Raw genomic sequence first — 14,193 nt, 5'->3', positions numbered from 1 at the left:
TCATGAATCGTGCCAACCCTGTGCCCGGCGGCACCCTCAAGGCAAAGGCTCAATTACTACCCGGTCTCCGGCTTCAACACCCCCACTCTCTCGGGCCAGCACTATAAAGCAATTGGCAACGGCAAGACCGGTAAGAATATGGCTGCCCTGGCTACCCACCGGCTCCACCACCAGTTCACCGCAGTCACCGGTGCGATAGATACCGCGCTGGAAATCGGTGCGCCCGGGTTTCTTTTTCAGGGAGGTTAACAAGCGTGCGGTGAGTGCCTGCGGGCCATGCCATCGGCCCCCTTTCAATACGGTGAGGGCGGGCACGGTGAGCTGGTAGAAAGTGACCAGTGCGGAGACCGGATTGCCGGGCAGACCGAAGAAGGGGGTGCCCTGCAGGTTACCAAAGGCGAAGGGTTTGCCGGGTTTGATGGCCACTTTCCAAAAGCTGATTTCACCCAGCGCTTCCAGCACCTCGCGGGTATAGTCCGCCTCGCCGACGGAGACACCACCGGAGGTGATAATGGCATCGGCATCCCGCGCAGCGCGCTGCAGAGCCTCACTGATGGCCTGTTCGTTATCCGGCAGTACTCCCAGATCCAGCACTTCCAGGTTCATCTGCGCCAGAGCCGCCAGCAGGGCGATACGATTGCTGTCGTAAATATCCCCTTTACCAAGGGCCTCTCCCGGCTGGCGTAACTCGTCGCCAGTGGAGAAGAGTGCGATAACCGGTTTGCGCAGCACCGTCACCCTCTCCACACCGGCGGCTGCCAGCAGGGCGATATGGGCAATGCTGATACACTCGCCGCGCTCCAGCAGGGCAGCGCCTTCAGCCACATCCTCGCCGCAGCGGCGGATATGGTCACCGGGACAGACCTGGCAGGTAATGCGAATCGACTCGCCCCGGGCATTGACATTTTCCTGCATAACGACGGTGTCGGCCCCGGCGGGCAGGGCGGCACCAGTCATAATGCGCACACAGGTGCCCGGATTCACCACCCCATCGAAGGGGGCTCCGGCGAAGGACTTGCCGATCAGTTCCAGCGGCAGGCCGCTGGCCAGGTCTTCAAAGCGCAGGGCATAACCATCCATGGCAGAGTTGTCACAGGGCGGCAGATGCACACCGGAACGGATCTCCTCAGCCAGTATCCGGCCACTCGCACGCACCAGTGGCAGTGTCTCGGTTCCTGCAATGGGGCTCAGCACCTGCAGCAGTTTTTCACGGGCGCTTTCGAGGGGCATCAGGCCCGGCTGGGCACAGCAGTCAATGGTGGGCATGGGAAACCTCTCTCACTGTATTCCTTGCCGCTGGGCGCGGCGCGCGTCAGTGGGCCCGGTCCTGGGACTCCGGGCGCTTCTGGTTGACCATCCACACGGCGGCCTCCACACGGGAGCGCATTCCCAGCTTCTTCAACAGGTGTTTCACGTGTACCTTGACGGTGGCATCACTGATATCCAGCTCACGGGCGATCAGTTTATTGCTGAGGCCGTCGGCAATCAGCTGCAGTATCTGGTATTCGCGACTGGTGAGACTGGAGAGGGTGTCTGCGCCGGAGTTGTCCGGTTTGCGCAAAGCCGAGGCGAGGATTTCGGTGAGGCGCTGGCTGATAGCGAGCTTGCCGTGGGTGGCCTGGATCACCTGCTCGAGAATGTCTTCGGGCTCCATATCCTTGAGCAGATAGCCGTCGGCACCAGCGCGAATGCAGGATACAACATCGGCATTATTGTCGGACACCGTGAGAATGACGATGCGCGAGGTCACATCGGCGGCACGCATCGCGCGCAGGGTGTCCAGCCCGTCCATGCCGCGCATATTCAGGTCCAGCAGAATAAGGTCCGGTTCGTGTTGCTTGGCCAGTTGCAGCGCTTCCTCCCCGCTGCTGGCCTCGGCCACCAGTTCCAGGCCGGGCTCCATGGCAAACAGTTGCTTGAGCCCCTTGCGGAACAGGGGGTGGTCATCGACCATCATGACGGTGGCGGACTGGGTCATGGAGAATCCTGCTTTGTGGTGCGATTTGTATTAAATCTGAACAGTGACTTTACCATAGCGCCCAGCGGCTGCGGCTACCCCCAAAGAGGTAGTCAATACGCGCACAGGGCAAAGGGATTACTTACTGAGGGTAATTGAGCACACAGGGCCCCCGGCCCATAGTGGCTGCAAGAATCATTTCTAGGAGGAGTGGCCGCTGTGTCTGACATCTACGAATGGGCCCCGGAGGACAGCAAATTCTGGCAGTCCAAGGGCAAAAAAATCGCAAACCGCAACCTGTGGATATCTATTCCCAGTCTCCTGTGCGGCTTCGCTGTGTGGCTCTACTGGGGCATTATCACCGTACAAATGCTCAACCTCGGCTTTCCCTTTGCCAAGGCCGACCTGTTTACCCTGATGGCGATCGCCGGGCTCACCGGAGCGACCCTGCGCATTCCCAGCAGCTTCTTTATCCGGTTGTTTGGCGGGCGCAACACCATCGTGTTTACCACTGCGCTGCTGATGATTCCCGCCCTCGGCGCCGGCATCGCCCTGCAGAATAAGGAAACCCCGCTGTGGACATTCCAGCTGTTGGCGCTGCTGTCCGGTATCGGCGGTGGTAACTTCGCCTCTTCCATGTCCAACATCAGTTTCTTTTTCCCCAGGGAAAAACAGGGCCTGGCCCTGGGCCTGAATGCAGGCCTGGGCAACTTCGGTGTTACCACCATGCAGATCCTGGTACCGCTGTTTATGACCTTCGGTGCCTTCGGCGCTGCCGGCGGCGATCCCATGACCCTGGTGAGCAGCTCCGGCTCCCTGATCGGCAAGGTACCGGCGGGCTCCGAGGCATGGATTCAGAATGCCGGCTTTGTGTGGCTGCTGTTTTTGCTCCCCCTGGCCTTTATCGGCTGGTTCGGTATGAACAACCTGCGCACCGAAGAGGTCTCCCCGGATGTGGGCAGCGCCCTCGGCGCTATGGTCAAGATGACCATGATGCTGGGCATCGGCCTGTTTACCGCCGTGGTGGGTCTGTGGCTGCTGCTGCCGGAGGCAGCCAACGGTTCCGGCTGGGGGGTGCCCAAGGAAGTGGTACTGGTGCTGGTGATTGCCGCTACGGTGCTGGGCCTCAAATTCCTGCCCGGCGAGATCAAAACCAGCCTGCAGCGCCAGTACCGCATCTTCAACAACAAGCACACCTGGGTGATGAGTGTGATCTACACCATGACCTTCGGCAGCTTTATCGGCTTCGCCGCCGCTTTCCCGCTGGCCATCAAGGTCATCTTCGGTTACAGCCATGTCATGGTGGATGGGGTAATGACCCATGATACCATCAATAACAACGGCCCCAGTGCCCTGATGTACGCCTGGATGGGTCCCTTTATCGGCGCCCTGATCCGCCCGGTGGGTGGCTGGATTTCCGACCGTATCGGCGGAGCCCTGGTCACCCAGATCTGCGCGGTCATTATGGTGGCGAGCGCTTTGGGTGTGGCCTACTATATGAAAGCCGCCTACGCTTCAGCCACTCCGGAAACATTCTTCCTGCCCTTCTTCCTGCTGTTTTTGATCCTGTTTGCCGCCACCGGTATCGGCAACGGCTCCACTTTCCGCACCATTGCCATGGTGTTTCCCAAGGAGCAGGCAGGCCCGGTGCTGGGATGGACCTCAGCGGTCGCCGCCTACGGTGCCTTCTATATTCCCAAGGTCTTCGGTGAGCAAATCAAGGCCACCACCCCGGAATACGCACTGGCAGGCTTCGCCATCTTCTATGCGGTATGCCTGGTGATTAACTACTGGTTCTACCTGCGCAAGAACGGCGAATTCTATAATCCGTAATTCGGTTTCACTCACGGGATAACGTAAATTCGGGGAGGTCTTCACCTCCCCTTTTTTATTTCACCTGAGTCAACATCGGAGTGATATCCGTTTCCTCAAAAAGGCTGGCGATCAGCTTTCGATCTGAATCCCTGTGATAATAGATTGCCACCTCGTCCAAATCTTCTACCGTTGGCATCGTCGGGCATAGATGCCTGGCAATGGCGCGGCACATATCCTCGTAAAAATCCATATCGTGGAACTTATCCAGAGAAATATGGCCGTCAGAGATATCCTCATCACTGATCGTATAACTGTAACCCTCAGGCTCCTGGAAATAGTAAGCATGCACGGTAAAAGACCCATCTGCGTTTTCCGTTACCGCAAATTGAACGGGGCCTTCACGGACAATTTGTCGGTACGCGGTAAGCTCTTGCACAACCGAGGCCAGACTGGTATCAGTCTCGATGGTGCTTTCAATGTCAAAATAATTCTGGTGGACAGCCTCAAAACAACCCAAGATCGTCGTAACGCCTTTCGGCTGTAACTCTGCCTTCATTTCCTCAAGTACTTCCACAAGTCTTTCTGTCGTGAGGGTGTTGCGAAAATAGTAACAGCCATCCTTTTCAATAGCCGACTGGAATATTTTCAACTTTCGTTCCGGGTGATCGAAATCGAGATTGTAGACAGCTTGTGTTGGATCGGATGTGTGATTATTCAATCCAACCCTGCCCAAATTCGGAATAAAGAAATGATAAGACCAGTATTCTGAATAATGACTGAAACGCTGGCAGTGCGCTTCGATATAACCGGGCAAGTATTCAAGATCGAAGAAGGAGGCCAGGTGGTAGTTACCCGCTCCCTGATATTCAGCAATAGAGTCTTGGTTATAAAACGGGTGTTCACCATGAAAAGCGATCTTGACCTTTTGCCCGCTGGCGGCGCGGCAAGCCAGGTAAAAGTACAGGCCATCGTCTTTGTAGGTAGAGCGAATAACGACAGTATCGTCCTTTCGGCAAATATGGTACTGGAAATAATTGATCCGGTAGGGCTCACAATCCTGAACCTCCTCCTCTATTTCCAGGGTATCCGGTCCCGAGCGGTTTAAGCGATAATGGTGGCCATTCTCTTTAATACAGCGGGCCAGGACCGGATATAAATCCTCAACACGCACCGCTTTCGCTATGGGTATGCCCTCATGCTGTGCTTTTTCCCTGTAACACTTATCGCCCTCGTTAAAGAGGGAAATTCCTATTAAAACGCCCATATGAGTACCATCTAGTTAGCTGGCATTCAAACATAGCAAAAAATCATCCGGGGTTTTAGCTAGTTACTATTTTTCGCACAACCATTTTCTCAAAGATCACTTACAAACCGGCAAGACTGCCGGCCTTGAATTGGGCAAAGTAGGTTGCGCCATCGCGCAGTTGCAGGCGCTCGCAGGAGAGGCGGGAAATATCCGCGTACAACACCTGCCCTGCGGCAGTTAATTGCAGTCGTATGCGGCCATCGGCCAGATGCAGTTTTGCAGCCAGCATTACCGGCAGGCAGTTGAGCATACTGGACAGGCCCGGCCTCTCTGCACTGAGGCTGATATCGCCGGCTTCCAGCAGAAAAGCCGCCGTATCGCCTTTGCGGTAATGGCCAGCGACTCTGTCTGCATAGAGGGCAATCCCCCCCAAATCCAGGGTGAGCAGGCTCTCCTGCAGGGATTCCACCCGCGCCTCTATGCGGCTGCGGCAGCTATCCCCCACACCCTGAGTATCCAGGTGCCGAGCAACTTCAGGCAGGGTGAGCGGCGCAGATAAATCGGCAGCGTCCATCCATAAACAGCGCTGGGCCAGCAATTGTATCTCGTCAAAGTCGTGACTGGTCCAGATCACCAGTGCCGGGTAGCGGGCCCAGAAATCCCGCAGGGTCGGCAACAGACAGCGCAACACCTGGGTCCGCTGCACTGCTGACAGCGGTTCATCGAACAACTGCAGCGGTGCATTGTGGAAAAGCTGGCGCAACAGCGCCACGCGCTGGGCCTCGCCACCGGATAATAGCTCTACCGGCTGATGTAGCAGTGGCGCAATACCAAAAGCCTTCAAAAGCTGGTCACACTCTTCCCCGGGCACGGGCCTGCGGCTGTAGCGGCGGGCCAGCGCCAGGTTATCTGCCACCGACTGCCCGGCAAACAGGCAACTGTCCTGGAAACCCAGAGAGAGCGCGCGCTTGTGGGTAGACAGCGCGCGGCGCCCACATTGCCAGACGGTATTGGCAAAAGAGATTTTACCGCGGCAGCGGCGCTGGCCGGCCAGGGCCGCCAGCAATGTACTCTTGCCGCTGCCGGAGGGGCCGGTCAGGCCGAAAACACCACTGGCCGGCAGGCTTAATTGCCAGGGGGTAGCAGCATTGAAGGAGGTCACCAGCCCTTCGACGCTGAGCCCGGTAGAGTCAGAGACGGTGGTGGCGGTACCGAACAGGGACAGGGTGATTTCCATTAGCCCAATACCCCCACTACCGGCCTGGCAGGCGCTGCATTCGAGCTGCGCGGCGCCAGGACATATCCCAACCAACGAGCCACCAGCAAGAGTACGGTGGTCAGCCCCATTAACATCAGGGCCAGCCGGTGCGCCGCACCATACTCCATCGTTTCCACATGCTGGTAGAGCGCGATAGAAACCACCTGGGTCTCACCGGGAATAGCGCCGCCGATCATCAGCACCACGCCAAACTCACCCAGGGTGTGGGCAAAAGTCAGCGCGCAGGCGCTCACAATTGCGGCGCGGCTTGCGGGCAAGAGTACTTTCCATAACGCCACCCAGGGTGGAATACCCAGTGCAGCAGCGGCATGGGTCAGGCGCTGGCCGTTGGCGTGAAACGCGGCCAGCAGCGGTTGTACCATAAACGGCAGGGAATAAATCACCGAGGCAAACACCAGGCCGGTGAAAGAAAATACCAGGGGGCCACCAAAAAGCTGTGACAACCACTGACCGGGGGCGAAATTGGGGGAAAATAACAACAGCAAATAAAAACCCAGCACCGTCGGCGGCAACACCAGTGGCAGGGTAATCAAGACCTCGATACCGTGACGCCAGCGGCTCTGCCATTGACTCAACTGCCAGGCCAGGGGCACACCAATCACAAACAGCAGTAAGGTCGTCAGCCCGGCCAGCTTTAAGGTCAGCCACAGGGCCTGCCAGTCGGCAGCGGTGATCGTCATAGCCCGCGCCCTCCCTCTCTCCCCCGATCTGCTGCCGGTAAAACGCCATAACCCAGGCGACGCAGTTGCGCCTGCACTTCCGGCGAACGCAAATAATCGGCGAGAGCCTGTGCTTTTTGGGGACGACGGCTCTGAATGGGAATCACCAGTTGCTGTTCAATCGGGTGATACCAATGCTGCGGCAGCAACCAGAAGTTAGTGCGCCCGGCTGCGCGCATCTGGCTGGCTGCGACAAAGCCCAACTGGGCATTGCCGGAATCCAGCATTAAGTAGGCCTGACCGGCGTTGTGGGCTCGCGCCAGCTGGGTTTGCTTTTTCTCCCATAAGCCCAGGCCTTCCAATACCTGCCGGGCAGCATTGCCAAAAGGCGCCACCCTGGGATCCGCCAAGACGATTGTATCGGGCCACGTTTGCATTAGCTGTTCGATATTCGATTCTGACTTCGGGTGCCAGAGCGCCAGCAATCCCAGGGCGTAAGTCTGGCGACTGTTTCCCAGCACACCGCCCTGTTTTTCCAGCAACTCGGGCCGCTCGCGGTCGGCGGAGAGGAATAAGTCGAAGGGGGCGCGGTGTGCTATCTGTTGGTAGAGCACGCCGGAACTGCCACTGCTGAGCTGGACCGGGCAGGCATGGCGACGGCCAAATTCCGGCAACACCTGCTCCAGCGCCGGGCGGAAGCTGGCCGCTACCGCCACTCGCAAGGTGCAATTATCGGCATTCACCGGCAGCGCCATTGCCACCAGCAGCGCGGGCAGCAGCAGACTCAGCCGGCGGACCACTTGTCCATCTCCTCCGCATCGCTGGCGCGGGCCTCGATCCAGCGCTGCGAGGTGTTACCGGACTGATCTGAAACGGTTTCGCGCTTCCAGAAAGGCGCCTCGGTTTTGAGGCGGTCCATCATGTACTGGCAGGCGGCAAAGGCAGCCTGGCGATGGGGGCTGGTGACACCGATAAAAACAATCTCATCGTTGATCTGCATGGGCCCAACCCGGTGAACAATGGCCACACGACCCAGGGGCCAGCGGCTGCGCGCATCAACAATAATGCCTTGCAGGCTTTTTTCGGTCATACCCGGATAGTGCTCCAGGGCCAGGCCGCAGACATCTCGACCGGCATTGAAATCGCGTACGCTGCCCACAAACAGGGCGCAGGCACCATCGCCGCTGCTGCCCTGCAGAGCCGCATATTCGCCAGCCACATCGAGCGGTGTTTCACACACTGCAATACGATCAACGGCATTCATACGGACACCACTAACCGCCAGTGACCGGTGGGAAAAATGCGACTTCATCCCCGGCCTGCACCCGTTCCCCGGTGTCCGCCAGCGCCTGGTTCACTGCCATACGGATATCCTCCCGTTGCAGGTGTGCACGCCAATCCGGGTGTTGCTCACATAAGGTTTCACGCAGGTCACCGAGGCTGCCGGAAAAATCTGCCAGAGTCATCTCGCCCCTGCCCAATTGCTGGCGCAGGCGCGCGAAAAACAGAACCTTCACCATCGCTTTTTACCTCTGAATTTTTACGTTTTGTCCGACCCGGCGCCGCGCCAGTGGCCGCGCTTGCCGCCGGTTTTTTGCAGCAACCGGGTCGGACCGATTGCCATAGACGGGTCTACCGCCTTGCACATATCGTAAATGGTCAGCGCCGCCACCGAGGCTGCGGTTAATGCCTCCATTTCCACACCGGTGCGCCCGGCCAGGCGGCAGAAAGCGGTGATCTGTACGCTGTGCTGGTGCGGCTGCAATTCAAACTCCAGTGCCACCTTGGTCAGCGCCAGGGGGTGGCACAGGGGAATTAAATCCGAGGTTTTCTTGGCCGCCTGGATGCCGGCAATGCGGGCCACCGATAACACATCGCCTTTCTTGTGGGCCCCCTGGCTGAGCAGTTCAAAAGCTTCCGCACTCATGCAGATACGGCTCTCGGCCAAAGCGCTGCGGTCGGTGATGTCTTTCCCGGTGACATCCACCATGCTGGCTTCACCGCGCTGGTTGAGGTGGGTTAACCGGCTCACCAATTACCCCCGACTCTCGCAGGGCGCGCTGGCAAAGCGCACGTGAGGAATAAAATTGCAGGGCTTATGGCGGGCATCCAGCTGCTCCAGCAGTATCCCCTCCCAGGCCGTGCGGCAGGCGCCGGTGGAGCCGGGCATACAGCACACCAGTGTGCGGTTGGCAAGCCCGGCGAGTGCGCGGGACTGCACGGTGGAGCTGCCGATCTCCTCCAGGGAGATATGACGGAACAGCTCGCCGAAGCCATCGACGGTTTTATCGAACAGCGGGCTCAGGGCCTCCGGGGTGGAATCGCGCTCGGTAAAGCCGGTGCCGCCGGTCACCAGCACCACCTGTACTTCGGGGTGCGCAATCCAGGCGGAAACCACCGCGCGCATCTGGTAAATATCGTCCGGGGTAATGCGCTTGTCGGCGAGCCGGTGGCCGGCGGAAGTCAGGGCTTGCTCCAGATACTGGCCGGAGGTATCGGTCTGCGCAGTGCGTGTATCGGATACGGTGAGCACCGCGATATTGAGCGGTACAAATGCTTTACTGGCATGTGCGGATGTCATCAGTGGTCTCTCAAAAAACGGTTTTCAGAAATTTTATCCGGCATTCCCAGGCCAAGATAATCCGCCGGCGTATTGATATTGCGATGCCACTTGCCGTCATTTGTCAGGGAAATGGATTTGGCGCCCAGGTGGCGTAGCAGTGCACCTACAGAGTTGTGCGCACTCCCCGCCACTGCACGGCACAAATAGTCCAGACACGGCTGGTTGAGCGGCAGCCACAGGGGAAAAAAGCAGTTTTCAAAATAACAGGGGCAGCCCCTGCGCTGTCCCTCCAGCAACAATTCTGCGAGATGCGCCCGCCTCAGCAGTGGCATATCCACCGGGATCACCAAAGCGGCATCGGCACCGGTGGCCAGCGCCACAGAATAGAGGCCGCCCAAGGGGCCGCGCTCTGGCACCAGGTCTTCGATACCTCCGGGGCGCGCGCCGCTGGTCACTACTTGCGCCAGTGGCAGTGTACGCAACAACGCCTCGGCGTGCTCCAGGAAACTGCCGCACTCGGGGTGTGCCAGCAGGGCCTTGTCGCGGCCCATGCGGCGGGAGCGGCCGCCGGCCAGCACCACGCCGATTGTCGCTTGACCAACAACAGCCCTGGCCATTTCCCCTAGCCCCCCAGCATCGCCAGGTTGCGGGTGGCGCCGGTGAAGCCCTCGTGCAGTTGGTGGCCGGCGGCCTTGCCGCCGATCAGTACGCGGATGTGCGCGGCCAGGGCCTCACTGTCGCCGGCGGCGATCGTCTCGCGCATCTCGAAGCCCTGATCGGCGAACAGGCACAGGTGCAGCTTGCCCTGGGCCGATACCCGCAGGCGGTTACAGCTGGCACAGAAGTCTTTGCCGTAGGGGGTAATCAGGCCAATACGCCCGGCGTAATCCGCGTGAAAGTACTCCCGCGCCGGGCCGGCATCGCGGCTGCGGATCACCTGCTCCCAGCCTTCGCGCAGCAGGAGGGTTTCAATATCGCTGCCGGCTACATGGTTGCTGGCGAAAAATGCGCGGTTGTCACCGGTGCGCATCAGTTCGATAAAACGCAGGGTCACCGGAGTCTCGCGAATCCAGGCGAGGAAGTTATCCAGCTCGGCCAGGTTGTACTGGCGCAGCAGCACCGCATTGACCTTGGTAGTCATACCCAGTGTAAGGGCGCGTTCCAGGCCCTGCAGGGTGGTCCCGAGGCGGTTGTGGCCGGTGATATGGCGGAATTGGGCCGGGTCCAGACTGTCGATACTGATATTGATCTGGTCCAGGCCGGCGCGGTGCCAGGCATCGATCTGGCTGGGCAGGCGGTAGCCATTGGTGGTGATGGCGAGGCGGCGAATGCGCTCACTGGCCCGCACCGCTTCCAGCAGCGGCACCAGGTCCTTGCGCAGGGAGGGCTCGCCACCGGTGAGGCGCACCTTCTCTGTGCCCAGGGAGGCAAAAGCGCGCACCAGGGTGGCCACTTCCGGCACCGACAGGGGGTTTTCACCCATGAGGGAACGACCGCAGCCGATGCCCTCGGGCAGGCAGTAGTTGCAGCGGTAATTGCAGATGTCCGTGACGGACAGGCGCAGGTAGTAAAACCTGCGGCCAAAGCGGTCTTGTAACATTAAACGCCTTTCCAAATAAGGGAGGCCGTGCAGTTTCCCGCCCGACCCTGGTGGCCGTTACGGCCACGGTCCCGACACCCTGCAGCGGTATCAAAGCTCTGCGCTGGTTAGGCGGCGGGACTCGGTGTTTAAACTGGTGTCAGTGTATCAAGGTGGTCAATTTATGCATGGGGCAAAGGTGGTACCCCTTTCGCCCTTGCCGCCGCGACACCGGGGAGGGAAAGGCCGGTGCCTGCGGGGCGCAGGGCCGGGTACGCCCGGCCCGGGTTGTTGCACACGCTAGAAATTGGCGGTCAGCATCAACCAGACCTTGTCGGTATCCACCCTGTATTCATCGGCATCATAGGTGGCGTACTTGATCAGCGCAGAGACCTCCTTGGTGATTTTGCGGCTGTAGGTGATATTCCACTCGTTGCCGTAATCCAGCGAGGCATCGTGGGCTTTAAAATTGTGGAAGTTCACACTCAACTTGCCCTCGCCAATTTTTGTGGCACCGCCGATATACAGGTCCTCGATCCCCTCGCCCGGTGTTGCCAGAAACTGGTCGGTAAAGCCCTGAAATTTATGCAGGGTGGCCAGTGGCGTTTTGAATCCGACACCGTTATCGGAACCCAGCACCTCGTAGCCGAGTTTGGTGTCAACCGGGCCCAGCGCCGTGGCCAGCTCCACCAGGTAATAATTGGCGCTGTAGTCGAGAGGGCTGTCACCGATATCGGTCTGGCGCGCGTAACTCAACTTCGCCTTCACCGGGCCAAATGTCCCCTTGTAATCCAGGCCGTAAGTGCGGCTGGAATTATTCACCGCATCTTCCAAGTCCAGGTTGTAGAGAAAACCGGTCAGGCTGTGGCCATCGGCCACCGGGTAGGCGGCGTGGAACAGTTGGATATCCCCCTCAAAGTCCCCATTGACGCTGTCCTCGCCAAAAATACGATTGACTTTGTAAATGTAGCTGTAGTCCAGTTGCAGACTGTCGGCACTGCCATACTGGTAGCGCACCCCATCGTAGGTCTGCTCATTCTGGCGCCAGGCGACACCGCCGACAAAGCGTTGATTATCCAAATTGATGCGCTGACGCCCGGCGGTAACCACCGAGTTGTCTCCCCGGTAGCGCAGGTAAGCCTGATTGACTTCGGTACCGCTTGGATCGGCAATCACCGGGTACTGGCCTTTGCCATTGACCGTGGAGTTGAAATTATCATTCCCGATATCGGTGACATCATCCATTTCGAGAAAAGCGTCAAAACCGCGATAGCTGCCGCTTCTCCAGTTCAAACGGGTTCTCAGGGTGGATGCCGTGGCATCCCGGCCTAAATTTTCCTGATCGACAGACTCCACGCGATAGCGCAGATTCAGCCCGACCTCACCGGATTTCAGCGCATCGGTTAATGTGGCATTTTCACCATCCTGCGCCGCAGCCTGCAATGCGGTTGTGCTGCAGGCCCCAAGCAGTAAAGCTCCGATAATTCTGGATAATCTGTGCGTGGTCATGACGCTTTTCCTTTGCAACAACGAATTGGCAGAAACAAAACTACAACTTTTTCACTGCCGTTGAAATCCAGGTATTTCTCATCCAGGCAATGTGCCTACCTCTTTCCCTCTATGCAAGCCTGATACCAAATTGGTAATCAGCCCTGCCTATCGGGGAGCACTGCCGCATCCCCCGCCTGATCGAAAAGAAAATTGTTTTCCCGGGCAAATGCCAGACGCTGCTGGTAACTTTCACGCTGAATGGCCAGATACATCACCAGCATACATACCGCGAGCACCCCATAGAGCAGCATAAAGGCGGCGCTGTGAATACCCACTAAGTCCTGGGCAATACCAAACAGTACCGGCAGGGTGAACCCGCCCAGTGCACCAATGGTGGCCACGGTGCCCCCCACACTGCCCATATGCGCGGGGTAGTTATCGTGCAGGGCCTTATACACAGAGGCGCGCCCGAAACCTTGGGCGATACCGATCACCAGTAGCAACAGGGTGAACAGCTCGATACCCACCTCAATATTCAGCTGCACATCCCGGGCCACGCCGTGAATGGTCATACTGGTGGGGGGATAACTGAGGAAAAAAAGACACACCAGGCAGGTCCAGAAGACACTCCAGCTGACCGTGCGCGCACCATAGCGGTCTGCAAACCACCCCCCCAGGGCACGCAGCGAACTGGACAGCGCCACAAACAGCAACGTCAACGCCATGGCCACCGGTGTACTCACCTTGTACACCGCCAGGTAATAATTCGGCAGCCAAAGCAAAAGGGCGAGAAAACTGCCGAAGACAAAATAGTAGTAAAGTCCGTACCGCCATACGCGTATCTCCAGTAGCGGTTTGAGATGGTCGACAAGCGTATCCTTGCGGCGACTGCGCATATAGCGGGTTTCCTCCGGGGCAAAGAACCAAAACAGAAACAGTATCAGCAGTATGCCGAAGCCATACGCGGGCCCTATCCACTCGCGCCCAAACCAGTTCTGGATCGCCGGCGCCAGTGCCAGGGTAATGGCCGCGCCGGCATTGCCCGCACCAAAAATGCCCAGGGCGGTTCCCTGCTGCCGCCTTTCAAACCAGGGGCTGATGTAGCGGATACCCAGCACGAAGGACACGCCGGAAATACCCAGCCACAGGCCCGCCAGCAGGTGGGCACTGTAGCTTGTGATAGATGGCAGCAGAAACAACACCGGCAACAGCAACAGCATCTGCAGCAAAATGAGGTTTTTCGCCGAGAAATACTCCACCAGCAGACCTGCGGGAAAGCGCAGCAGCGCACCGCTCAGGATGGGCGCCGCCAGCAGGACACCGTACTCGGTGGCGGACAGGTCCAGCTGCCCGCGAACCTCCACCCCGAGCACCGCGTAGAGTGTCCACACGGAAAAGTTGGCGGCGAACATGGCCGAGGCAAAGACCAATGCGCGCCCGGCAAGTTGCTGGGTATATTGCACGGCAGGCTCCCAGTGTTTTACAGATGTTCAACGAAAGACCGGGTGGATCGTACAGGCTCAGTAATGCAAGTGCCGGCGAGGGCCACTCCGCCCGATAGGCTATTGGATAACAAGATGCACAAAAACGGTTTCGCCAGCAAT

15 protein-coding genes and 1 riboswitch are annotated in these 14,193 nt (G+C 58.6%); of the genes, 1 reads left to right on the top strand and 14 read right to left on the bottom strand.

The genetic code is table 11. From position 1 onward, the window contains the following. Positions 1-36: 36 nt before the first annotated feature. On the bottom strand, positions 37-1,266 hold the full coding sequence (moeA, locus tag M8T91_RS01290; RefSeq protein WP_301416061.1) for a molybdopterin molybdotransferase MoeA: 1,230 nt from the start codon (positions 1,264-1,266) through the stop codon (positions 37-39). 46 nt (positions 1,267-1,312) lie between these two features. Then, on the bottom strand, positions 1,313-1,978 hold the full coding sequence (gene narL, locus M8T91_RS01285) for a two-component system response regulator NarL (protein WP_301416059.1): 666 nt from the start codon (positions 1,976-1,978) through the stop codon (positions 1,313-1,315). 198 nt (positions 1,979-2,176) lie between these two features. On the opposite strand from narL, the gene M8T91_RS01280 reads away from it, so the two are divergent. Continuing rightward, positions 2,177-3,790: an MFS transporter gene (locus M8T91_RS01280; protein ID WP_301416057.1), complete on the top strand. Its 1,614-nt coding sequence runs from the start codon at positions 2,177-2,179 to the stop codon at positions 3,788-3,790. Positions 3,791-3,845: 55 nt separating this feature from the next. Here M8T91_RS01280 and M8T91_RS01275 read toward each other — a convergent pair whose 3' ends face one another. From M8T91_RS01275 to M8T91_RS01220, 12 genes are all read right to left on the bottom strand, one after another. Further along, complete coding sequence (locus tag M8T91_RS01275) at positions 3,846-5,036, bottom strand: hypothetical protein (protein ID WP_301416055.1); 1,191 nt, start codon at positions 5,034-5,036, stop codon at positions 3,846-3,848. Between the two features lie 100 nt (positions 5,037-5,136). Then, positions 5,137-6,255: an ATP-binding cassette domain-containing protein gene (locus tag M8T91_RS01270; protein ID WP_301416052.1), complete on the bottom strand. Its 1,119-nt coding sequence runs from the start codon at positions 6,253-6,255 to the stop codon at positions 5,137-5,139. Then, entirely contained in the window at positions 6,255-6,977 is a 723-nt protein-coding gene (gene modB, locus M8T91_RS01265; RefSeq protein WP_301416051.1) for a molybdate ABC transporter permease subunit, read from the bottom strand. Before modB ends, M8T91_RS01270 begins: the two co-directional genes overlap by 1 nt. Then, positions 6,974-7,756 (bottom strand): molybdate ABC transporter substrate-binding protein, encoded by a 783-nt coding sequence (gene modA / locus M8T91_RS01260; protein WP_301416050.1) that lies wholly within the window; start codon positions 7,754-7,756, stop codon positions 6,974-6,976. Before modA ends, modB begins: the two co-directional genes overlap by 4 nt. Beyond that, positions 7,741-8,220 (bottom strand): molybdopterin synthase catalytic subunit MoaE, encoded by a 480-nt coding sequence (gene moaE / locus M8T91_RS01255; protein WP_301416048.1) that lies wholly within the window; start codon positions 8,218-8,220, stop codon positions 7,741-7,743. The genes modA and moaE overlap by 16 nt, the downstream gene beginning before the upstream one ends. A gap of 10 nt (positions 8,221-8,230) precedes the next feature. Beyond that, positions 8,231-8,476, bottom strand: coding sequence for a molybdopterin converting factor subunit 1 (moaD, locus tag M8T91_RS01250; RefSeq protein WP_301416046.1), 246 nt, complete (start codon positions 8,474-8,476; stop codon positions 8,231-8,233). Between the two features lie 20 nt (positions 8,477-8,496). Then, positions 8,497-8,988 carry a cyclic pyranopterin monophosphate synthase MoaC gene (gene moaC / locus M8T91_RS01245; protein ID WP_301416044.1) on the bottom strand — a complete coding sequence of 164 codons (492 nt, stop codon included), beginning with the start codon at positions 8,986-8,988 and terminating at the stop codon, positions 8,497-8,499. Positions 8,989-8,991: 3 nt separating this feature from the next. Beyond that, on the bottom strand, positions 8,992-9,537 hold the full coding sequence (moaB, locus tag M8T91_RS01240) for a molybdenum cofactor biosynthesis protein B (RefSeq protein WP_301416042.1): 546 nt from the start codon (positions 9,535-9,537) through the stop codon (positions 8,992-8,994). Then, positions 9,537-10,136 carry a molybdenum cofactor guanylyltransferase gene (gene mobA, locus M8T91_RS01235; protein WP_301416039.1) on the bottom strand — a complete coding sequence of 200 codons (600 nt, stop codon included), beginning with the start codon at positions 10,134-10,136 and terminating at the stop codon, positions 9,537-9,539. Before mobA ends, moaB begins: the two co-directional genes overlap by 1 nt. A gap of 5 nt (positions 10,137-10,141) precedes the next feature. Next, positions 10,142-11,119: a GTP 3',8-cyclase MoaA gene (moaA, locus tag M8T91_RS01230; protein ID WP_301416037.1), complete on the bottom strand. Its 978-nt coding sequence runs from the start codon at positions 11,117-11,119 to the stop codon at positions 10,142-10,144. After that, positions 11,108-11,258: riboswitch (molybdenum cofactor riboswitch) on the bottom strand. Its footprint overlaps the gene before it by 12 nt. Positions 11,259-11,398: 140 nt before the next feature. Beyond that, the gene (locus tag M8T91_RS01225) at positions 11,399-12,607 is read right to left on the bottom strand and encodes an alginate export family protein (RefSeq protein WP_301416035.1); all 1,209 of its coding nucleotides are present in this window, start codon (positions 12,605-12,607) and stop codon (positions 11,399-11,401) included. Between the two features lie 137 nt (positions 12,608-12,744). Next, a complete protein-coding gene (locus M8T91_RS01220; protein WP_301416033.1) occupies positions 12,745-14,052 on the bottom strand; it encodes an MFS transporter in 1,308 nt (435 codons plus the stop codon). Positions 14,053-14,193 lie beyond the last annotated feature (141 nt).

The sequence above is a fragment of the Microbulbifer sp. MI-G genome (genome assembly GCF_030440425.1).
In the GTDB taxonomy this organism is placed as follows: domain Bacteria; phylum Pseudomonadota; class Gammaproteobacteria; order Pseudomonadales; family Cellvibrionaceae; genus Microbulbifer; species Microbulbifer spongiae.
Note: the sequence above shows the minus strand (reverse complement) of the source record. Positions and strands in the feature narration are given on the sequence as shown.